Source organism: Streptomyces sp. Ag82_O1-12 (assembly GCF_900182715.1).
GTDB lineage: Bacteria > Actinomycetota > Actinomycetes > Streptomycetales > Streptomycetaceae > Streptomyces > Streptomyces massasporeus.
The window spans coordinates 2,035,988-2,056,164 of sequence record NZ_FXUW01000001.1; the positions used below are offsets into that span (position 1 = coordinate 2,035,988).

Consider the following 20,177-nt stretch of genomic DNA (forward strand, 5'->3'; position numbering starts at 1 on the left):
CGGCCCGGGGCACCGACTACTGCTTGCGCCCCCACGCCGAGATCATCGGTGCCGTCGTCAGATCGAGCGCGCCGGACGTGACGTTCTCGAGGTGCCGGTCGATGTCCTGGTCCGTGGCCAGGCCGGCGGTGACGAGCTGGTCGCGGATCTGGCGGATCGTGACCGACTCCAGAGCCGCGCAGGCCGGGGAGGCGAGGGGGAAGTAGGCGTCGGCGTGGACCCGGGTCAGCCCGGCGTCCCGGAGCAGGCGCGGCAGAGTGCGGCCGCACGGCAGGTCGGTCCCGCGATCGGCGAGCAGTCTGCGGAAGCCGTGCCGCAGCCGGTTCGCGAGCTGCTGCTCGGGGCCGTGCTCGTCGGGGCAGAGGAGCGGCTGGAGCCCGGGGTCGGCGTCCTCGACGAGGAGCCGGCCTCCGGGGCGCAGAGCCTTGACCATGGAGCGCAAGGCCCGTTCGCGGTCGGTGACGTGGGCGAGGGCGAGGCGGGCGTGCACCAGGTCGAAGCCCTCCCCGGGCGGCTCCTGCCCGCCGAGGTCGTGGGCCCGCACCTCGACGGGCGGCCGGGCGGCGGAGGCGAGCCGGGCGGTGTCGGTGTCGGTCGCGACGACGCGGCCGGTCGGGCCGACCTTCTTGGCCAGCCAGGACACCACGGTGGTGCCGGCGCCGACCTCCCAGCATCGCCAGCCGGATCCGACGCCGAGCTCTTCGAGGTGCCGGAAGGTCGTGGGGTCGAAGAGGGCGGCGAAGGCGCTGAAGTGCTCTGCCGCCGCGGTCTGCCGGTTGTCCAGGAGGTACCCGTCGGTTCGCGTCATGCCGCGATCATCCCAGTTGTCCGACTTATCCGTACCGGTCGACGCTCCGGCACGGAGAAGCGCGTCGGACGCGTCCGTACGGAGAACCGTCCGGCACCGGCATGCGTCGATGGGGCAGGGCACGGTGTCGGCGCCGTGGTTCGTCCACAGCCGGGAACCAAGCGGAATGGGGCGTATCCACAGGCTTACCCGCAGCTCACGCAGGCCTGGCAGACTGGCGCGCCACGGCACAGGAACGGCGCGATGGGTTCCACGCAAGGAGATCCGGATGTCCATGGCAGGGAATCTGCGGAAGGTCACGAGCCTCGGCGGGGTCGGCGGTCTGCGCAAAGTGGCTCGGCTGGCCCGGCGGCGCCCGCGCGTCGACCTGAGTCACCCGGCCCGCTCCCCGCTGGGCTCCTCGGTGGTGAACTGCGTGACGTACCGGGAGGGTGTCCGCACCCCCGAGCGCGGCGATCTGGTGGACACCGTGGAGCGGGTGCGCAAGAGCCGGGAGGGCTTCGTCTGGCTCGGTCTGCACGAGCCCACCGACCAGGAGTTCGCCGGCGTCGCCGAGCTCTTCGACCTGCACCCGCTGGCCGTCGAGGACGCGATCGAGGCCCATCAGCGTCCCAAGCTGGAGCGCTACGGCGAGACGCTCTTCGCGGTCTTCAAGACGGTCTGTTACGTCGAGCACGAGGAGCTGACGGCCACCAGCGAGGTGGTGAACACCGGCGAGATCATGGTGTTCGTCGGCGCGGACTTCGTGATCACGGTGCGGCACGGCCGGCACGGCTCACTGGGCCCGCTGCGCGAGGAGCTGGAGTCCGATCCCGGTCAGCTCGCCAAGGGCCCGTCGGCGGTGTTGCACGCGCTCGCGGACCACGTGGTCGACGACTACCTCACGGTCACGGACGCGGTGCAGGCGGACATCGACCAGGTCGAGACCGACGTGTTCTCGGAGACCGGCGCGCGGGCCGACCCGGGGCGTATCTACCAGCTCAAGCGTGAACTGCTCGAGCTGAAGCGGGCGGTGGTGCCGCTCAGCCGGCCGCTCGAGGATCTCGCCACCCGGCCGATCCGGGCGGTCGACCCGGAGATACAGGCGTACTTCCGCGACGTCTCGGACCATCTTCTGCGGGCCAAGGAGCAGATCGCCGCCTTCGACGAACTGCTCAACTCCATCCTCCAGGCGCACCTCGCCCAGGTCACGGTCGCGCAGAACGAGGACATGCGGAAGATCACGGCCTGGGCCGCGATCGTCGCCGTGCCGACGATGGTCTGCGGGGTCTACGGCATGAACTTCGACCACATGCCGGAGCTGCACTGGCAGTACGGCTACGGCATGGTCATCGGCGTGATATCCGTGGCGTGTCTCGCGCTGTACCGGGGGTTCCGGCGCAGCGGCTGGCTCTGACACGGGCGGCGCCCCGCACAGAACCGGTGGGGCGCGGGCGAAGTGACCCGCGGGGTCAGTGCATCGCGGTCGTGGCGTAGACGCTCTCCGCCCAGGAGGCGATCTGGTCCTTCGCGAGATGCCGGGCCAGGTCGGCTTCGCTGATCATGCCGACGAGCCGCTTGTCCTTGATCACGGGCAGCCGGCGGATCTGGTACTCCCGCATCTCGTGGAGCACCTCGCCGACATCGGCGTCCGCGTCGATCCAGCGGGGCGTGCCCTTGGCCATCTCGCCCGCCGTGATCCTGGCGGGGTCGTGGCCCATGGCGACGCAGCCGACGACGATGTCACGGTCGGTGAGGATGCCGCAGAGCCGCTCGTTCTCGTCGCTGATGGGCAGGGCGCCGACGTTCAGCTCGCGCATGAGCTGGGCGGCGCGGTCGAGGGTTTCGTGGGCGGGGATCCATTGCACGCCGCGGTGCATGATGTCTCCGGCGGTGGTCATGGAGTACCTCCCGGTGCCGGACGGCCGGCGCGGAGCGGGACGCACCGCGAGTCCCGGCGCCCCTAATTCTCGCCGTGCGACCGGACGCCCGCACATGGAAGCCGGGCGCCTGCCGCCCGGGCGGTGAACTCGGGCCCGCTTCAGCCGCCCCACGCCGGATGGCGCGGATCGTCGGCCCGCACCAGGACGTCCGCCGTCGCCACCGGGTCCGTCTCCTGCGCGTAGCGCTCGAATGCCGGGAGGGTCCAGTGCTCGGCCTCGGGGGTGCGGCGGCGCAGGGCGCCCTGGGAGAGGAGGACGTGGACGCTCAGATCGAAGGGGAACCAGTGCTTGAGGAGGAAGGGACCATGCAGCAACAGCACGCCACCGGGCGGGAGTTCGGCGTAGGGGCTGCGGGTGGCACGGTCGGCGGCAGGGTCCCACAGGTCGGGCAGGACACGACCGGAGCCGTCGGCCTCGAGCGGGCCGAACACCTCGCGCCACAGGGCGCCGGTGTCGTACCAGCCGCTGTAGTAGGCCTCGACGTCCTGGTGGCCGTACTCCAGCCGTACGGACGCGGGGCGCCAGAAGCCCTCCGTGCCGACGACGAGCGAGGAGCGGCCGCGTACGCGCAGCGCCTCCGAGACCCGGTGGGCGAGGTCTCCCGGGCGGGCTGCCGGGGCGCCGTCGAAGGCGATGCGCGGCCAGGGGCTGCCGTCGGCGGGCTTCAGATCGAGCAGGCGTTCGGCGAGCAGGTCGCCGAGCCGTTCCCAGGTGATCGCTTCGAGTCGCACACGGCCCATGATGCGTCAGGCCGGGGCGGGAGAGGGTCCACCCGCGGACGCCTCCCCGGGGCGGCGACAGGGTCGCCAGGGTCTGTCGTGAAGTGCGTAGTTCGCGCCGCTGTCAGGGGGAATGAACCTTGTATGGCCCCCCGTGTGACGCTCCCGCCCCTCACCGGACTTCTCGTCTTCCAGCCCCTCAAGCGGCGGTACTGCGCCGAATGCCGGCGAGGGCCGCTGCCGCTGCTGATCCTCGAGGACGGCGCCCCGCGCTGCCTCGACTGCGCCGACTTCGGGCATCTGGTGTTCCTGCCGAGCGGCGACACCGCGCTGACCCGCAGGGCCAGGGAGGAGAGCACGCTGTCGGCGGTGGTCGTGCGGTTCAACCGGCGCCAGAGCCGGTACGAGCGGCAGGGCGTCCTGGTCGAGGAGGAGGCGCTCGCGCGGGCCGAGCTGCGGTGTCTGGCGGACGCCGAGGCGAGACGGCGGCGCCGGGTGCGGGACGCGCGGCGGCGGGCGGCTCAGGACGCCCTGTTCGCGCAGGCGTTCGCGGCGGAGATACGCCGGTTGTTTCCCGGGTGCCCGGCCGACCGGGCGCGGGCCGTCGCCCTGCACGCCTCGGAGCGGGGCAGCGGGCGGGTGGGCCGTAGCGCGGCGGGGCGCGCGTTGTCCGAGGGCGCGGTGACCGCGGCGGTCGTGGCGTCCGTACGGCATCTGGACACGCCGTACGACCGGCTGCTGATGAGCGGCGTGCCCAGACACGAGGCGCGGCGGCGGATCGCGGCGGCGGTGGCGACGGTGCTGCGGGGCTGGACCGAGGCGGGCCTCGGGTCGGCGGGGTGACGCGAGGGCCCGGGGCCTGGAGCCGCCGGGTGCCGTATGGGCGTCGAAGGTGCCGCCGAGTGCCGCCGGGTGCCGCCGGGGCCTTCGGCGCCCCTCGGAGAGAGCCGTTCGGTGGACCGTGGACGTCTGCTCATGGCTCCGCGCCCCTCGGCCATGGTCACTGTGCCCGTACGGGAATTCACTTGTGGTGAGGAAGGGTGCCGGGCAGGATCCCGGCTCGACGGGCGGGAGAGGGACATGATCGACGGACCGTACTTCGTGCTGACGGTGCTGGGTGTCCTCGGGACCGGACTGGTGGCCGGGGTGTTCTGCGGGTTCTCGACCTTCGTGATGCGGGGCCTCGGCATGCTGCCGCCGGCGCAGGGGGTGGCCGCGATGAAGGCGATCAACGTGGCCGCGGTGACGCCGCCGTTCATGATCGTGTTCCTGGGGTCGGCGGTGCTGTGCGCGGTGATCGCCGTGGTGACGTTCGTGCTGTGGCCGGATGAGGGAACCGTGGCGTTGCTGGTGGGCAGCGCGCTGTATCTGTTCGGGTCGTTCGGGCTGACCATGGTCGCGAACGTGCCGCGCAACGACGCACTGGCCGAGCTGGAGCCGGGCACCCCGGAGGCGGCGGCGTACTGGCCGGCGTATGTGCGCGAGTGGACGCTGTGGAACCACGTCCGCACGGCGGCCTCGGCCGGGGCGGCGCTGTCGTACGTGCTGGCGCTGACCTGACGGCCGCACTGTCCGTGCCGGCGCTCACCTGAGGGCCGCGCTGTCGTACGTGCCGCTCACCTGAGGGCCGCGCTCTCGTACGTGCCGCTCACCTGACGGCCGCGCTGTCGTACGTGCCGGCGCCCCTCTGACGGCCGCGCCACGCGGCGACAGGCACCGGCCCGGAGGCGGACGTATCGTGGCGAAAAGACCGCCGCACCACGAGTACGAGGACGCGGCCGCACGAGAGCCGCACCACGAACGACAAGAGCGCCGCCCGACGACGCACGGCCTGTCACACGCGCACGCAAGGAAGACGGCCATGGCCGATCCCAAGGGTTTCATGACCACGCCCCGCCAGGACTGGCCGCGCCGGCCGGTGGAGGAACGGGCGCGGGACTGGGACGAGGTCTACGTCCCCGGGGCGCTGCTGCCGATCATCAGCAAGCAGGCCGACCGTTGCATGGACTGCGGCATCCCCTTCTGCCACGACGCCTGCCCGCTGGGCAACCTGATCCCCGAGTGGAACGACCTGGTGTCCAGGGAGGACTGGCGGGCGGCGGCCGACCGGCTGCACGCCACGAACAACTTCCCGGAGTTCACCGGCCGGTTGTGTCCGGCGCCGTGCGAGGCGGGGTGCGTGCTGGCGATCAACCAGCCGGCCGTCACCATCAAGAACGTCGAGTGCGCGATCGCCGACCGGGCCTGGGAGGAGGGCTTCGCACCGCCGAGACCTCCGGAGCGGCTCTCCGGCAGGACGGTGGCGGTGATCGGTTCGGGCCCCACCGGACTGGCCGCGGCCCAGCAGCTGACGCGGGCCGGGCACACGGTCGCCGTGTACGAACGGGACGACCGGCCCGGCGGGCTGATGCGGTACGGCATCCCCGAGTTCAAGATGGAGAAGCGCCATCTGGAGCGGCGCTTGGAGCAGATGCGGGCCGAGGGGACGAAGTTCCGGACGTCGACGGCGGTCGGGCGGGACATCGGGGCCGACGAGCTGCGCACCCGCTACGACGCCGTGGTGCTCGCCACCGGGGCGACGGCATGGCGTGAACTTCCGGTGCCGGGACGGGAGCTGACGGGCATTCACCAGGCGATGGAGTATCTCCCGCTGTCCAACCGGGTGCGTGAAGGTGATCTGGAGAGCTCTCCGCTGTCGGCCGCGGGAAAGCACGTCGTCATCGTCGGCGGCGGCGACACCGGGGCGGACTGCCTGGGCACGGCCGTCCGGGAGGGCGCCGCGTCCGTGACCCAGCTGGACATCTACGCGCTGCCGGACGCGGCGCGCGACGAGGACACCGAGCCCTGGCCGACGTACCCGATGCGGGTCTACCGGCTGTCCGCCGCCCATGAAGAGGCCCGTGACCTGCGGACCGCCCCGGTCGCCGACGCGGACGCACGGCTGTTCGCGGCGTCCACGCTGCGCTTCGACGGTGACGAGCAGGGGCACGTGCGGTCGCTGCACCTGACCGAGGTGGACGCGCGGCGCAGCCCGGTGGAGGGCACGGGGCGGACGCTCCCCGCCGACCTCGTGCTGCTCGCCCTCGGCTTCTTGGGGCCCGACCGGGAGGACGGGCTCGTCGACCAGCTGGGGCTGGAGATGGAGCCCCGCGGGACGATCGCGCGGGACTCCGGTTTCGCCACGAACGTGCCCGGGGTGTTCGCCGCGGGGGACGCGGCCCGGGGGCAGTCGCTCATCGTGTGGGCGATCGCCGAGGGGCGGGCGGTGGCGGCGGCCGTCGACCGTCATCTGACGGGCAGTTCGAGGCTGCCGGCCCCGATCGGGCCGCACGACCGGCCCATGGCGGTGTAGCGCCGCCGCCGACGGCAGCCCATCCGTCGATATCTTCGTCCACCCTGCCGCCGGGCTCCCACGGACGTCACCGCTCGTCCGTCCCCGCCACCTTCCCCGTGGACAGCGCCACTCGGTTCCACGTGTTGATCGTGCAGATCAGGGCGAGGACCTGGGCCAGCTCCCGCTCGTCGAACTGCGCGGCGGCCCGCGCGTAGACGTCGTCCGGGACGCCGGCGTCGGCGATGAGGGTCATGGCGTCGGTGAGGGCGAGGGCCGCCTGCTCCCGCTCGGTGAAGAAGTGGCGGGCCTCGCGCCACACCGCGACCATGTGCAGCCGGTCCTCGCTCTCGCCGGCCTTGCGGGCGTCGTTGGTGTGCATGTGGAGGCAGTACGCGCAGTGGTTGAGGTGTGAGGAGCGGATCTGGATCAGTTCGACCAGGGCCGGGTCGAGGCCCTCGCGGGCGGCGGCGTCGAAGGCGATGAGGGCCCGGAAGGCCTTCGGGGCGGACCTGCCGAAGTCCAGCCGGGCCGGCGTCACATCGGCGCTGTTCGTGCTCGTGTTCGTCGTCATGCCCTTCAACCTACGAGCCGGAAAGACCCACTGTAGGGTGCACTTCCATGGCTGATTCCTGGGTCAATGCGGCGGAGCGGATCGGTTCCGACCTGCATCTGGAGCTGACCGGGCCGGGCGGCAGACGGGCGGCGCTGATCCGGGCGCTGCGCGAGGCCGTGCGCAGCGGGCGGCTCGCTCCGGGCACGCGGCTGCCGCCGTACCGCTCGCTCGCGGCGGACCTCGGAGTCGCCCGCAACACGGTGGCGGACGCGTACGCGGAGCTGGTCGCCGAGGGCTGGCTCACGGCCCGGCAGGGCTCGGGGACCAGGGTCGCGGAGCGGGCCGAGCCGCTGCGGCCGGCGGCCCGGGTGCCGAAGAAGGCGCCCCCACGCGCGCGTGGCCCCCGGCACGACCTGATGCAGGGCACGCCGGACGTCTCGGCGTTCCCGCGCACCGCCTGGCTGGCCTCCTACCGGCGGGCCCTCCAGCAGGCGCCCAACGAGGTGTTCGGGCCGGGCGACCCCGCCGGCCGGCGGGAACTGCGGGAGGCGCTCACCGAGTACCTGGCACGCGCGCGTGGCGTGCGGACCGCACCGGACCGGATCGTGATCTGCTCCGGTTTCGCGCACGCGCTGCGGCTGCTGTTCTCAGGCGGCGTCCTGCGCGGGCCCCTGGCGGTGGAGGCGTACGGACTCGGGTTCCACCGGGAGGTCCTGGCCGCCGCCGGTGTGCGGACCGTGCCGCTCCCCCTCGACGAACACGGGGCGCGGGTCGACCGGTTGGGGCGCGAGCGGGCGGTGCTGCTCACGCCGGCGCACCAGTTCCCCACCGGCGGACCGCTGCACCCCGGGCGCCGGGCCGCCCTGATCGACTGGGCGGGGGTGCGGGACGGGCTGGTCCTGGAGGACGACTACGACGGGGAGTTCCGTTACGACCGCAAGCCGGTCGGCGCCGTCCAGGGGCTCGACCCCGAGCGCGTGATCCACATCGGCTCGGTCAGCAAGAGCCTGTCACCGGCGGTGCGGCTGGGCTGGATGGTGCTCCCCGAGCGGTACGTCGATGCCGTCCTGGCCGCCAAGGGCGAGCGCGAGGCGTGGGTGAGTGTCCTCGATCAGCTGAGCCTGGCGGACTTCCTCGTCTCGGGATCTTACGACCGGCACGTACGCCGGATGCGGCAGAGGTATCGCAGCCGCCGGGACCGGCTCGTCGCGGCGCTGGCCGCGCACGCGCCGCACATCGAGGTGACCGGCGTGGCGGCCGGTCTGCACGCGGTGCTGCGGCTGCCGCCCGGCACCGAGGCGTCCGCGGTCAAGGCCGCCGCCTGGCAGGGCATCGCCCTCGACGGCCTCGCCGCGTTCCGGCACCCGGAGACGGAGATGCCGGCGGACGACGGTCTCGTGGTCGGGTACGCGACCCCCTCCGAGCACGCCTACGGGCCGGCCCTGGAGGCGCTGTGCGGCGCACTGCCGCCGCCGTGACCGGCCCGTAGGCGGCACCTGGAGGTCCCCGAGGGGCCTAGGCCTTCCGCCCGACCGCCCCGTAGCCCGGGATCACCCCGTCGTCCTGGCCGGGCACGGGCTCGCCCAGCTCGGGGTGCCAGTGGTGCGGCACCTCGACGCCGGGCTCGACGAGGTCGAGGCCGTCGAAGAAGCGGGTGAACTCCCCGCGGGAGCGCAGGGCGAGGGTGACGCCCGCGGCGCGCAGCTTCTCGGTGGCCGCCTTCGACTCCTCCGGGGTGAAGTCGGCGGTCGCGTGGGTCATCACCAGGTAGCTGCCGGAGGGCAGTTCGGCGAGCAGCCGGCGGACCAGGTCGTGGGCGCCGTCCTCGTCGGAGACGAAGTGCAGCAGCGCGATGAGCGACAGCGCGACGGGCCGGGTGAAGTCCAGGACCTTCTTCGCGCCCTCCAGGATGGCGTCCGGGTCGCGCACGTCGGCCTGGAGGTACTCGGTCACACCCTCGTCCGTGCCGCGCAGCAGTGCGGCCGCGTGCGCCAGGACGATGGGGTCGTTGTCGCAGTAGACGACCCGGGCCCCGGGCGCGGTCTCCTGCGCGACCTGGTGGAGGTTGGGCTCGGTCGGGATACCGGTGCCGATGTCCAGGAACTGCCGTACGCCGCTGCCGGCCAGCCAGCGCGTGGCCCGGTGCATGAACGCGCGGTTGACCCGCGCCATCACCGGCACCCGGGGGTCGAGGGTGAGCATCTGCCGGCCCATCTCCTCGTCGACCGGGTAGTTGTCCTTTCCGCCGAGGTACCAGTCGTACATCCGCGCGGGATGGGGTCTGGTCGTGTCGATCTGGACGGCCGGTATGGGGTCCTGCCCGGTCATGAGGCTCTCCGTAAGGCACAGAGGGTGGTCAATTCAGCACCGAATCAAGGAAGTCGAACAACAGAAACGGCAATCACGTCAGGACAGCAGGAAGTCCGCCTCCCCTGCCTTGGCTCCTTCGATGAAGGCGGTCATCTCGTCGGTGGTGTAGATCAGCGCCGGCCCGTCCGGGTCGGTGGACTGCCGGAGGGCGATCCGGCCGTCGGCGAGTTTCATCGCCTCCAGGCAGTTGCCTCCGTTTCCACCGCTCCACGGCTTGTGCCAGCCTTCGCTGCCCAAGTCGCGCGCGGGCATGCCGTTGTAGACCTGTTTGCGCGGCTTGATGCGATCCATTCACAGCTCCTTGCGGAGATCCCGGAGGATCTCCTTCGTGCGATGTGCCGTAGCGGCCTGCGCCGCCATGCGGTCCATGACCTCGAGGTGGGTCGCCACCTCGGTGCGCGCGTCGAGATAGACCGCGCCGGTCAGGTACTCGCTGTAGACCATGTCCGGCAGTTCGGGCACGGCGAATCGGAACAGCACGAACGGCCCGTACGTGCCCGGGTGCGGCCCGCCGGCGAACGGGGCGATCTGCAACGTCACGTTGGGCAGCTTCGTGGCGTCGAGCAGTTTGTCGATCTGGGCGCGCATCACCTCCGGGCCACCGGCCGGGCGCCGCAGCGCGGTCTCGTCCATCACGACCCAGAGCCGGGGAGCGTCCTCACGGGTGAGCAGGTCCTGGCGCCGCATGCGCAGGGCGACATGGCGCTCGATGTCCTCGGGCCGGGTCTGGCCGATGGCGCCCGACCGGAGCACTCCGCGCGCGTAGTCCTCGGTCTGCAGCAGCCCGGGGACGAAATGGGGCTCGTAACTGCGGATGACACTGGCCGCGCCCTCGAGGCTCACGTACATCGAGAACCAGCCAGGCAGGATGTCGTGGAAACGCTGCCACCAGCCTGGCCTGTTGGCGTCCTCGGCCAGCTGGACGAAGGCTTCGGCTTCCTCGTCGGAGATTCCGTAGGCCTTGAGGAGCAGTTGCAGATAGGGGATTTTGAGCGCGACCTCGGCCATCTCCATGCGCCGGACCGTGGCGGGGGCGACGCGCAGGATGCGCGCGGCCTCCTCGCGCCTCATCCCCGCGCGTTCCCTCAGGTCCAACAGACGTCGGCCGAGTACGACCTGACCGACCGTCGGCGCGGACCGCGGTTCACTCACGCTCCACCTCCACGAAGAGTTCTGACGAGCCGGCCGGAAAAGAACGCCGACAGCCCGGCGGCGCCATTCGAGGACCCTTTCGAAGAACCGATCCGAACAAATGTTTCGAACGAATCTTCGACGATCTCAACTGGCGCCGCGCGGGGTGCTGTTGCGAGCAGTGTGCCACGGCCTTCCAGACCGTCACACAGCACTCTGCAATTTTCAGAGTGACACTTGCCAAGTGTTCACGGCGGGGCGATAGTGGCAAGCGTGATTCCGTCCGCGCCCTTAGGAACAGACGCCGCCGCAAGCCCTCCCGGGCTTGGCGCCGCTCCGGGAGAGACCCCCCTCGGGGCCGCTGCCGAGCGCCGGTTCCGTTTCGAGCTGGCCGCCCATCCGGGTTCTCCCGCCCAGGCCAGACGCCTGACGCGGGCCCGGCTGACGGGCTGGTCGGTGTGCGAGGACACGTGCGACAGCGCGGCCCTGGTGGTGTCCGAGCTGGTCACCAACGCCATCGTGCACACGGCGAGCACCCACATAGTGTGCGAGCTGCTCGACGGCGACGACCGGGTGCGGATAGCCGTGCGCGACGAAGGCTGCGCCCCGGGCCAGCCCCACGCCGCCGGCCGGACACGGCCCGAGGAGGAGCACGGGAGGGGCCTGCTCCTCGTCGACGCCCTCTGCCATTCCTGGGGTGCCCATGAGAACGGCCCCGGACTGCTGGTCTGGGCCGAGCTGCCACGCACGGCGGACACCCCGGACACCCCGGACGCCTCGGACGCCCCCGGCACCGCGCAGTGCCCGGCCGGGCCCCGGAGCGACCTGGGCTGGGGCGCCCGCCCCAAGCGGGGTCCGTCCGACGACTCGGACGACGGGGACGAAACCCATCAGGCGCGCCACCTGCGCGGCGCCCCGGAGGTTCCCCCGCAGGGACACCACCGAGAGCGGAGGCACGCATGAGCATGGTGCGGGGAGGCCGCGTGCTGAACCTGGACACGCTGGTGCGCGTCCGGCGCGGACTGCGCACGCCGGGCCCCGCCCTGCGGCTGCCCGTGCCCGACGGCATGACCGCCCCGCTCGGCTGCGACGCGATCGCCGTCCCCGCCCGCGTCGGCCCGCTGGTCATGCCGCGGCTGCCCCGGGTGGGCTGCGTCTACGCCGACGACGCGCACTGGTGGTGGCTGGTGCCGGCCGATTCCGACCACGCCCTGGAATGGCCCGCCCCGGCGCGGTACGTCACCGGCGCGGTCGTCCCGGACCTGCTGGAGATCCCCGAACTGATCCACCGCCCGGACGGCACGCTTCCATACACCCCGCCGATCCCCCTCTATCTGGCGCTGTGCCGCGTGACGGGAACGGCCCCGTCCTGGTCACGCCCGGTCAGCGCGTAGGCGGCACCCGCCCCCACGTGCCACCGGCCTTCGCACGCCGGGCCCTCGTCACCCCGCCCCGAGAGCCGCATCCACCCCCGGCGCGGCCCTCCGCTCCCGCACCACCCCACACCCCCGCGCCGCCCCGCACCTCCCCCGGTCAGGTCGTGCGCCCGCGCGCATCCGGCACCCCGGTCCGCGCCCTGCCCGGGCGGACGCCCGCCCCGCGATAGTGGCCGTTCGTTCACGTGCGGGTCCGGACGGGGAGGTCGGTCGACGGTGGGGAAGAAGCGGACCGCGCCGGAGGTGTCCGAGTCGGAGCGGCTGCTCTTCGGCGGGCCCCTGCGCTACGACATGGGCTGGAACCAGCACGCCGACGCGTTCCTGGAGCTGAACTTCCGCGCCATGATCACCCGGCTGCCGTCGCTGCTCGCGTCCAGCCTGGAGCTCGCCCGGCAGGCCGACCGGGGCGCCGCGCGGATCGTGCTGGCCGCCGAGGTGGGCCGGGGTGTGGCGCAGGCGGTGGCCCTGCTCGCCGTCAACAGCGTGCTGGCGGGGCTGATGAGCGGCGGCCCGATCGACGACCGGCTGCGCGGAGCCGTCCCCGCCCTGGTCACGGTGGCCGCCGTGATGTTCCTCGCCGCCCTTCTGCGGGCCGCGAGCACCTACGCCACCGGCCGGCTGGAGCCCAAGGTCGAGCGGGTGGCGACCGAGCGGTACCTGGAGCGGGCCGCGGCGGTGGAGCTGGCCGCGATCGAGGACCACGCCTTCCACAAGCTGCTCGACACCGCGCAGTACGGCGCCGCATCCGCGCGCCGGATGATCTCCTACGGCACACGCGTGATCAACGCGATGATCTCCCTGGTCGCGGCGGCGGGCGTGCTGACCGTGCTGCACCCGGCCCTGCTGCCGCTGCTCGTCACGATGACCCTGCCGAGCGCCTGGAGCGCGCTGACCGTCGCCCGGCGGCGCTACGAGTCCTTCCACGCCTGGGTGCAGCACGCCCGCGCGGGCCGGCTGCTCGGCAACCTGCTGATCGAGCCCGAAGCGGCCCCCGAGATCCGGGTGCACGGGGTGGGCTCCTTCCTGCTGCGGCACTTCCGCGCGATGTCCGAGACGGCCGAGGCCGAGCAGGCCCGCCTGGCCGGGCTCGCCGCCCGCACGGGTCTGATCGCGGCGGCCTGGACGGGCCTGGCGACGGTGGCGACGTACGCGACGCTGGGCGGGCTGCTGCTGGCGGGCGCGATGGCCCTGTCCGTGGCGGGTACGGCCGTGATCGCGATCCGGACCGGGTCGCAGAGCCTCGACACGCTCGTGGTGGAGGTCAACGCGCTGCACGAGGAGGCGCTCTTCGTCGGTGATCTGCAGCGGCTGTACACCGAGGCGGACCAGTGGGCGATCCCGGTGGGAGGCGCGCCGCTGCCGGAGGACCCCCGCGAGATCCGCTTCGAGAACGTCACGTTCCGCTACCCGGGCGACTCGGCCCGGCCCGCCCTCGACGACGTGACGCTGAGCCTGCCGCTCGGCCGCATCGTCGCGCTGGTCGGGGAGAACGGCTCCGGCAAGACCACCCTGGTCAAGCTGCTCGCCGGGCTCTACAGGCCGGAGCGGGGGCGGATCCTGTGGGACGGCGTGGACGCGGCGAGCGCCGACCGGCACCGGCTGGCCGAGCGGATCGCGATGGTGGCGCAGGACTTCAAGCGGTGGCCGTTCACGGCCCGGGTGAACGTCGCCCTGGGCCGCCCCTCGGTGCCCCTGTGCGAGGACCGGCTGGCCGCGTCGGTCGCCGAGGCCGGGGCGGAGACGGTCATCGCGGACCTGCCGCGCGGGCTGGACACGCTGCTCGCCCGCAACTTCAGCGGGGGGCACGAACTGTCGGGCGGCCAGTGGCAGCGGCTCGGCATCGCCCGGGCGGCCTACCGCCGGGGCCGCATCCTGATCGTGGACGAGCCGACGGCGGCCCTGGACGCCCGGGCCGAGCTGGAGGTCTTCGAGCGGATCCGTGCCCTGGCCGACAGCGGCCAGACGGTCGTGCTGATCACACACCGGCTGGCGTCGGTACGGCACGCGGATCTGGTGCACGTCCTGGACCAGGGCCGGCTCGTGGAGTCCGGCACGCCGGACGAGCTGCTGGCGACCGGCGGGCTCTACGCCGAGCTGTACGCGCTCCAGGCGGAGCAGTTCGCCCCGTCACCCGCGCCGGTCCGGAAGGTGCCGGCGCCGAAGGCGGGCTGACGGCACACGTCAGGCGGTGGCGTCGGCCACGCCGCCGCTGCGCACGATCACCAGGAACATGTCCGTGGCGAGGTCCATGACGACCTCGGCGGGCAGGCCTTCGCTTCGCCGCGCCTGCGCGAACTCCTCCGCAGGCCAGGAGCCACGCGGCCCACCGGCGGGAAAGCGCTCGAGCACCGTTCGCCCGTTCACCCTGCACCTCCATGTAGCGCTGTACTCGTAGAGTTAAACGCCAACGATGGGGTGAACGGCTCGCGAAGTGACGGTTCTGAGACGTAGTTGACACGCGTTCACCATCAAGTGTGACCAACCTCTCAGCCTCTTGGCGGATGTGTTCACTTTCCGTATCAGTCGTCGTACTCGTCGTGATACCGGATGCGTTCACTTCCCGCAGGCGCACCGTAGGCCGACGCGCGCCCCTTGGGCTCCTCCCACTCCTCCTGCCGGCCGAGTGCGGTGAGGTCCAGCAGGCTGGTCGTCGAGCCCAGGCCGTCGAGGCCGCGCTCGTACGTCGTGTACGTGTGGAAGACCCGGTCGCGGTCCCGCAGGAAGCAGCTGAGGCCGGGCCGCTCGACGAGCTCGCCCTCCCGCTCCAGGGTCACCTCGAAGTCGCGGTTGAAGCCGCTGCCGTACGACGAGTACCAGGGAAGCGTCCAGCCCATCCGCGCCTTGAACGGCAGGATCCTCGGATAGGGCGCGCGGGACACGGCGGCGAACGACGTGTCACGGGCGTGGAGATGGGCGAGATGCCCCACTTGGTCCAGGAATCCGGAGCAGCTGCGGCAGCCCGCGTCCCACTCGGGCGCGAACATGAAGTGGTAGACGACGAGCTGGCGCCGGCCCTCGAACAGGTCGAGCAGGGTGGCCTTGCCGTCCCCGCCCTCGAACACGTACTCCTCGTCGACCTCCACCATGGGCAGTCCGCGCCGCTCCGCGTTGAGCGCGTCCCGCGCGCGGGTGGCGGCCTTCTCCTTGAGCAGCAGTTCCGCGCGCGCCGCGCGCCACTCGCCGCGCGAGACGATCTCCGGAAGCGACATGGGCCCTCCTGTGACAACGGTCCGTCCGGGGTGGTGACCGGCGGGAGACGCGGAACTCATCGCGGCCCGGGAGAATTTCCGGAAGTCCTTCGCGTGCCGTACGGACGCCCTCCCGCGGATGCGGCAGTCGTCGGACGCCCTCCCGCGGATGCGGCGGTCGTCAGGTGTCGTACCGCTGGATGCGGCGGCCATGGCTGCGGTCGACGAGGGCGGGCAGGCGCTCCTCCAGTTCCCGTGCCACCTCCGGCACGTCGACGGTCAGCAGTTCCCGGTCGCGCATGAGGATCCGTCCGTCGACGATCGTGGTGCGGACGTCGGCCGAGCGGGCGCTGTGCACGAGGGTGGCGGCGAGGTCGTGGACGGGCCGGGTGTGCGGCCCGGTGAGGTCGACCAGGACGATGTCGGCCCGCCGGCCGGGCGCGATGCTGCCGGCGCTGTCACCGAGGCCCACGGCCCGCGCGCTCTGCAGGGTGGCGTGGTGCAGGGCCTGGCGGGAGGTCAGCCGGCGGGGGTCGCCCCCGGCCGACTTCTGGACCAGTGAGGTGAGGGCCATGGACTCCCACACGTCGAGGGAGTTGTTGGAGGCGGCGCCGTCGGTGGCGAGTCCGACGTCGACGCCGATGTCGCGCAGGGCGCGGACCGGTGTGGTGTCGGGCCAGGCGAACTTGAGGTAGCCGCGGGGCGCGGTGGCGACGGCCGTCCGGCCGCCGGCCCGCTCCAGGAGGGGGAGGTCGCTGTCGACGATGCCGGTGCCGTGGGCGAGGAGCAGGTCCGTGTGGAGGATGCCGGTGCGTTCCAGGACCTCGATCGGGGTGACGCCGTGGCGGGCCAGGCTGGTCTCGGTCTGGTCGCGGTTCTCGGCGGCGTGCAGGTGCACGGGCAGGCCGTGCGCGCGGGCGAGTTCGGCGGTGCGGGCGAGGTCGGTGTCGTCGACCGTGTAGGGGGCGTGCGGCGCGAGCGCGGTGGTGATCCGGCCGTCGGCCGCTGCGCGGTGCCGCAGCGCGAACTCCACTGACCGCTCCAGGCCTTCGGGGCCCTGCGAGGAGAAGAAGGCCTCGCCGAGCAGCGCCCGCATCCCGCAGTCCGCGACCACCCGCGCCACCGCGTCCATGGCGAAGTAGTGGTCGGCGAAGCAGGTGACGCCCGCGCGGATCATCTCGGCGCAGGCGAGCCGCGCCCCCAGCTCGACGTCCCGCTCCGTCAGGTTGGACTCCACGGGCCAGACGACGTCGTTGAACCACTCCTCGGTGGGAAGGTCCTCGGCGAGGCCGCGCAGCGCGACCATCGGCGCGTGCGTGTGACAGTTGATCAGGCCGGGCAGGGCCACCTGGCCGCGGGCGTCGATCCGCTCGGCGGCGGTCAGGTCAGCGGCTTCCGCGGTGGTCGTGACGGCCTCGACGATCCCGCCCCGTACGACGATCGCGGCGTCCTCGGCGAACCCGATCCGCTCTTGATCGTCGTGCACGAGGACGGTACATGCGCTGATGATGAGGTCGATGGGACTGTCCGCGGCAGAAGGCGTCATCACGCCAACGTACGACGGCGTCGTAGGGCGGCATGAGCTGAACCGCACGTCCCGTCACGGCTCTGTCGCGGGGCGGGCCGGTCGCGCACCCTGGCCTCACCACCCCGACTGTCGGCTTCTGAAAGGAGCCCGGCATGCTTCTCGGCACCTGGAATCTGGAGAATCTCTACCGGCCCGGAGGCCCGTACGGCCCGCACGACGAGGCCGGGTACGAGGCGAAGCTCGCCGCGCTCGCCGCCGCGATCACCGAACTCGATCCGACCCTGCTCGGCGTGCAGGAGGTGGGCGACCCGGAGGCCCTGAAGGACCTGGCCGGGATGCTCGACGACGACTGGCACGTCGCCCTGTCGGAGCATGCGGACAGCCGGGGCATACGGGTCGGGTTCCTGAGCCGTACGGCCATGACGGTGGTGGCCGACACGCGGTCGTTCCCGGCGGAGCTGCGTCCCGTCCAGGCGGACGATTCGGGGCTGACGGCGGGACAGGCGGGGCGGGGCGTCCTGGCCGTGGAGGTCGCGGGCGGGGACGGGCCGCTGCGGGTGGCGGTCTGTCACCTGAAGTCGAAGCTGCTGTCGTATCCGGGCGGCCGGTTCCAGCCGCGCGACGAGGGCGAACGGGCCCGCTACGGCGCCTACGCCCTGTACCGCCGGGCGGCCGAGGCGACGGCGCTGCGCGCGCTGGCGGACGAGCTGCTGGCCGGTGACGGGCGGGCGCGGGACGTCGCCGTCCTGGGCGACCTGAACGACGAGGTGCAGGCGGCGACCACGCAGATCCTGCTCGGCCCGCCCGGCTCGGAGATCGGCACCACGGGTTACGACCGACCCGACCGGGGCGATGCGACGCGACTGTGGGACGTGGCCCCGCTCATCCCGCCCGGGCAGCGCTGGTCCCGGGTGAACTCCGGGCGGCGCGAGCTGATCGACCACGTCCTGCTCAGCCACCGCCTGGTGCACCGGGCGACGCAGGCGGGCACCGGCCTGCCCGGCGAGGGCCCGCCCGGCCTGCCGTCGGTCGGCCCGGACCCCTCGGAGCGCCGGGGCGAACCCGGCTCGGACCACGCTCCGGTGTGGGTGCGGATCGACGGCTGAGCCCGACGGCCTCGCCGGAATCTGTCGCGACCGTGCGGGCGGCAACCGGCGGGCGGCGCCGGGCCTGCTAGCCGGCGAGAGGTGTCCGGGGCGGCCGTAGTCCCACCCGTTCTCCTCGTCCGGCGAGTTCGGCGAGGACGACCGTGAGGCGTTCCTGGTGGCGGGGTCCGATCCGGCCGGTGTCGTCGAGGTGCACGGCGCAGGCGGTCGTGGTGTCGACGAGGCGTTCGAGGAGGTCGGCCACTTCGTCCGCGCCCTCGGCGTGCCGGGCGAGGGCGGGCAGTTCGTGCGCGGCGAGGGAGATGGCAGAACGGGCCTCGGACAGGGTGCGGTAGGCCTCGCGGCGCAGGGTCCAGCGGGTGGCGCGGTGGTCGGAGGGGGTGCCGGAGTTCCCGATGCGCGGGGCGTCGGCCTCGTCGAGCACGTGCGTGAGGTAGGCGTACGCGGCGTCGCCCGCCGCCGCGAGCCGGGCGCGCACGGTCCCGCCGCGCTGGCCGGGCATCGGCAGGTGCCCGGTGATCAGCACGATCGCGCAGGCCAGCAGCGTCTCGCCGATCCGCCCAGCGGAGGCTTGGGGTTCGCCGCCGACCATGACGAGCGCGAGGACGAGGACGGTGACGACGGCCGTCTGGGCGGCGAAGTGCCGGGTGGCGACGGGTATGAGCGCCCCGCTGAGGGCGACGAGCGCGATCAGGCCTTCCGGGCGGGGCAGGACGGCGGCGAGCCCGGCGAAGAGCAGCGCCCCGAGGACGGTCCCGGCGGCCCGGTTCAGCACGCGCGAGACGAGCGGCCCGAGGTCGGGCTTGACGAGGAAGACGGCGGTGGCGGGCAGCCAGTACCAGTGCTCGTGCTGCCCGTACCACTGGCTCTGGTGCAGGGCCTGGGCGACCGCGGAGGCGGCGCCGAAGCAGAGGGCGACGCGGAGCCCGTACTCGCGTCCGGCGGTGCCGAAGGCGGCGCGCAGCCGGTCCCCGGCGCCGCGCGGCCGGGTGTGCAGATCCCCGCCCCGGCCCTGGTCGAACACCTCGGCGGCGTGCAGGAGGGCGTCGTCGAGGGCGCGCAGGGCCGGCGCCGAACGGGACGGTGCGGGCAGCGGCCCGGTGTGGGTGTTGCCCTGTACGGCCGCGGCGAGCCGCCGGGGGCCTTCGGAGGCCCGCTCGGGGACGGCCTCCTCGGCCCAGGCGAGGGCGGTGGCCGCCTCGGCGAGGGGCAGGGCCGCCGCGTACTGCGCGTGCAGCCGCCGCTCGGTGGAGGAGGAGGCGTACCTCCGCAGCCGGGGCCCGGCGAGGGCGTCCTGGGCGTGGTCGAGGGCGGCGGTCAGCGCGGCCCGGCGGCGGATGGCGTCCGGCCCGCCGACGGCGTCGAGCAGCTCGGCCACGGCCTCGTACACGCCGGCCACGGCATCCCGCTCCCCGTCGAACCGGAAGTCACCGGCGAGGGACCCGGGCGTGGGCAGGGCGAGCCGCAGCACAAGCAGCCACCCCGCCCCGGCGAGAAAGGCGAGCGCCCGTTCCCACCCCGGTTCCGGCAGGGGCATCCCGGCGCCGATCGCCGCGCCGACGAGCAACTGCGTGCCGACGGCGGACGCGACGGGCCCGACGGCGCTCACCCCCCCGGCGACGAGCCCGACGGCCGTGAGCACCAGGGTGAGCACGACCGCCCCGGTGCCCTGCCCGGTGTACGTCCCGACCACGAGCCCCACCGCGCCGCCCAGGGCGGGCACGCCGATCCGCTTGACGGAGACGCGCCGGCTCCCGGGCCGGTCGTTGATCCCGGCGAGCATGGCGGCGATGGCGGCGACGACGCCGAGGGAGGTGAGTCCGGTCTGTACGGCCACGAGCAGCAAGGGCCCGGCGGACAGGGCCCCCCGCGTCACCGCACTCCAGGGCACCGGCCCCCGCTGGGCGTGCAGGGCGTGCGCGAGCCAGGGCGGAAGGTGGGGGGCGATGCGGCGGGACACGGGGCTCCTGTCGTCTCGACGAGGGCAGGGGTGAGCCTTCGGGCGACGGTGGCCGGGGCGGGGTGTGGCTGCCCACGGTAGGCGGCGTTCCTGGAGGATAGGTTTCCGGAACGTGTCGGACG

20 protein-coding genes are annotated in these 20,177 nt (G+C 73.1%); 9 read left to right on the forward strand and 11 right to left on the reverse strand.

The genetic code is table 11. The features are described 5' to 3' along the window. Nucleotides 1–16: 16 nt before the first annotated feature. On the reverse strand, nucleotides 17–808 hold the full coding sequence (locus tag QOL88_RS09405) for a methyltransferase (protein ID WP_097215989.1): 792 nt from the start codon (nucleotides 806–808) through the stop codon (nucleotides 17–19). Nucleotides 809–1,076: 268 nt separating this feature from the next. Between QOL88_RS09405 and QOL88_RS09410 the strand changes: the two genes are divergently transcribed. Beyond that, on the forward strand, nucleotides 1,077–2,204 hold the full coding sequence (locus QOL88_RS09410; RefSeq protein ID WP_097215990.1) for a magnesium and cobalt transport protein CorA: 1,128 nt from the start codon (nucleotides 1,077–1,079) through the stop codon (nucleotides 2,202–2,204). Between the two features lie 55 nt (nucleotides 2,205–2,259). Here QOL88_RS09410 and QOL88_RS09415 read toward each other — a convergent pair whose 3' ends face one another. Both QOL88_RS09415 and QOL88_RS09420 read right to left on the reverse strand, forming a co-directional pair. Continuing rightward, nucleotides 2,260–2,688 (reverse strand): CBS domain-containing protein, encoded by a 429-nt coding sequence (locus QOL88_RS09415; RefSeq protein ID WP_097215991.1) that lies wholly within the window; start codon nucleotides 2,686–2,688, stop codon nucleotides 2,260–2,262. Nucleotides 2,689–2,828: 140 nt separating this feature from the next. Then, nucleotides 2,829–3,470 carry a nucleoside/nucleotide kinase family protein gene (locus QOL88_RS09420; protein ID WP_097215992.1) on the reverse strand — a complete coding sequence of 214 codons (642 nt, stop codon included), beginning with the start codon at nucleotides 3,468–3,470 and terminating at the stop codon, nucleotides 2,829–2,831. 123 nt (nucleotides 3,471–3,593) lie between these two features. On the opposite strand from QOL88_RS09420, the gene QOL88_RS09425 reads away from it, so the two are divergent. The 3 genes from QOL88_RS09425 (at nucleotide 3,594) to QOL88_RS09435 (ending at nucleotide 6,801) form a co-directional block, all read left to right on the forward strand. Further along, on the forward strand, nucleotides 3,594–4,292 hold the full coding sequence (locus QOL88_RS09425) for a DUF2293 domain-containing protein (RefSeq protein ID WP_097215993.1): 699 nt from the start codon (nucleotides 3,594–3,596) through the stop codon (nucleotides 4,290–4,292). Between the two features lie 237 nt (nucleotides 4,293–4,529). Next, on the forward strand, nucleotides 4,530–5,009 hold the full coding sequence (locus QOL88_RS09430) for an anthrone oxygenase family protein (protein WP_097215994.1): 480 nt from the start codon (nucleotides 4,530–4,532) through the stop codon (nucleotides 5,007–5,009). Nucleotides 5,010–5,310: 301 nt separating this feature from the next. After that, the gene (locus QOL88_RS09435; RefSeq protein ID WP_097215995.1) at nucleotides 5,311–6,801 is read left to right on the forward strand and encodes a glutamate synthase subunit beta; all 1,491 of its coding nucleotides are present in this window, start codon (nucleotides 5,311–5,313) and stop codon (nucleotides 6,799–6,801) included. Nucleotides 6,802–6,868: 67 nt separating this feature from the next. On the opposite strand, the gene QOL88_RS09440 is transcribed toward QOL88_RS09435, so the two are convergent. After that, nucleotides 6,869–7,354, reverse strand: coding sequence for a carboxymuconolactone decarboxylase family protein (locus QOL88_RS09440; protein WP_097215996.1), 486 nt, complete (start codon nucleotides 7,352–7,354; stop codon nucleotides 6,869–6,871). Between the two features lie 47 nt (nucleotides 7,355–7,401). On the opposite strand from QOL88_RS09440, the gene pdxR reads away from it, so the two are divergent. Further along, nucleotides 7,402–8,814, forward strand: a complete 1,413-nt coding sequence (pdxR, locus tag QOL88_RS09445) for a MocR-like pyridoxine biosynthesis transcription factor PdxR (protein ID WP_097215997.1) — start codon at nucleotides 7,402–7,404, stop codon at nucleotides 8,812–8,814. A gap of 37 nt (nucleotides 8,815–8,851) precedes the next feature. On the opposite strand, the gene QOL88_RS09450 is transcribed toward pdxR, so the two are convergent. From QOL88_RS09450 to QOL88_RS09460, 3 genes are all read right to left on the reverse strand, one after another. After that, on the reverse strand, nucleotides 8,852–9,664 hold the full coding sequence (locus QOL88_RS09450) for an SAM-dependent methyltransferase (protein ID WP_097215998.1): 813 nt from the start codon (nucleotides 9,662–9,664) through the stop codon (nucleotides 8,852–8,854). A 78-nt stretch (nucleotides 9,665–9,742) separates the two neighbouring features. Further along, nucleotides 9,743–9,997 (reverse strand): DUF397 domain-containing protein, encoded by a 255-nt coding sequence (locus tag QOL88_RS09455; RefSeq protein ID WP_097215999.1) that lies wholly within the window; start codon nucleotides 9,995–9,997, stop codon nucleotides 9,743–9,745. Continuing rightward, nucleotides 9,998–10,858: a Sco1979 family transcriptional regulator gene (locus QOL88_RS09460; RefSeq protein ID WP_097216000.1), complete on the reverse strand. Its 861-nt coding sequence runs from the start codon at nucleotides 10,856–10,858 to the stop codon at nucleotides 9,998–10,000. A gap of 243 nt (nucleotides 10,859–11,101) precedes the next feature. Between QOL88_RS09460 and QOL88_RS09465 the strand changes: the two genes are divergently transcribed. The 3 genes from QOL88_RS09465 (at nucleotide 11,102) to QOL88_RS09475 (ending at nucleotide 14,445) form a co-directional block, all read left to right on the forward strand. After that, a complete protein-coding gene (locus tag QOL88_RS09465; protein ID WP_097216001.1) occupies nucleotides 11,102–11,800 on the forward strand; it encodes an ATP-binding protein in 699 nt (232 codons plus the stop codon). Further along, nucleotides 11,797–12,231 carry a hypothetical protein gene (locus tag QOL88_RS09470; RefSeq protein ID WP_097216002.1) on the forward strand — a complete coding sequence of 145 codons (435 nt, stop codon included), beginning with the start codon at nucleotides 11,797–11,799 and terminating at the stop codon, nucleotides 12,229–12,231. Before QOL88_RS09465 ends, QOL88_RS09470 begins: the two co-directional genes overlap by 4 nt. 258 nt (nucleotides 12,232–12,489) lie before the next feature. Continuing rightward, entirely contained in the window at nucleotides 12,490–14,445 is a 1,956-nt protein-coding gene (locus tag QOL88_RS09475) for an ABC transporter ATP-binding protein (protein ID WP_097216003.1), read from the forward strand. 9 nt (nucleotides 14,446–14,454) lie between these two features. Here QOL88_RS09475 and QOL88_RS09480 read toward each other — a convergent pair whose 3' ends face one another. From QOL88_RS09480 to QOL88_RS09490, 3 genes are all read right to left on the reverse strand, one after another. Continuing rightward, nucleotides 14,455–14,637 carry a DUF8839 family protein gene (locus QOL88_RS09480; RefSeq protein ID WP_097216004.1) on the reverse strand — a complete coding sequence of 61 codons (183 nt, stop codon included), beginning with the start codon at nucleotides 14,635–14,637 and terminating at the stop codon, nucleotides 14,455–14,457. A gap of 155 nt (nucleotides 14,638–14,792) precedes the next feature. Next, complete coding sequence (locus tag QOL88_RS09485) at nucleotides 14,793–15,482, reverse strand: DUF899 domain-containing protein (protein ID WP_097216005.1); 690 nt, start codon at nucleotides 15,480–15,482, stop codon at nucleotides 14,793–14,795. A 160-nt stretch (nucleotides 15,483–15,642) separates the two neighbouring features. After that, on the reverse strand, nucleotides 15,643–17,007 hold the full coding sequence (locus tag QOL88_RS09490; protein WP_097216006.1) for an amidohydrolase: 1,365 nt from the start codon (nucleotides 17,005–17,007) through the stop codon (nucleotides 15,643–15,645). Between the two features lie 134 nt (nucleotides 17,008–17,141). On the opposite strand from QOL88_RS09490, the gene QOL88_RS09495 reads away from it, so the two are divergent. After that, the gene (locus QOL88_RS09495; protein WP_097216007.1) at nucleotides 17,142–18,095 is read left to right on the forward strand and encodes an endonuclease/exonuclease/phosphatase family protein; all 954 of its coding nucleotides are present in this window, start codon (nucleotides 17,142–17,144) and stop codon (nucleotides 18,093–18,095) included. 67 nt (nucleotides 18,096–18,162) lie between these two features. Here QOL88_RS09495 and QOL88_RS09500 read toward each other — a convergent pair whose 3' ends face one another. Further along, nucleotides 18,163–20,055 carry an FUSC family protein gene (locus QOL88_RS09500; RefSeq protein ID WP_097216008.1) on the reverse strand — a complete coding sequence of 631 codons (1,893 nt, stop codon included), beginning with the start codon at nucleotides 20,053–20,055 and terminating at the stop codon, nucleotides 18,163–18,165. Nucleotides 20,056–20,177: the final 122 nt, after the last annotated feature.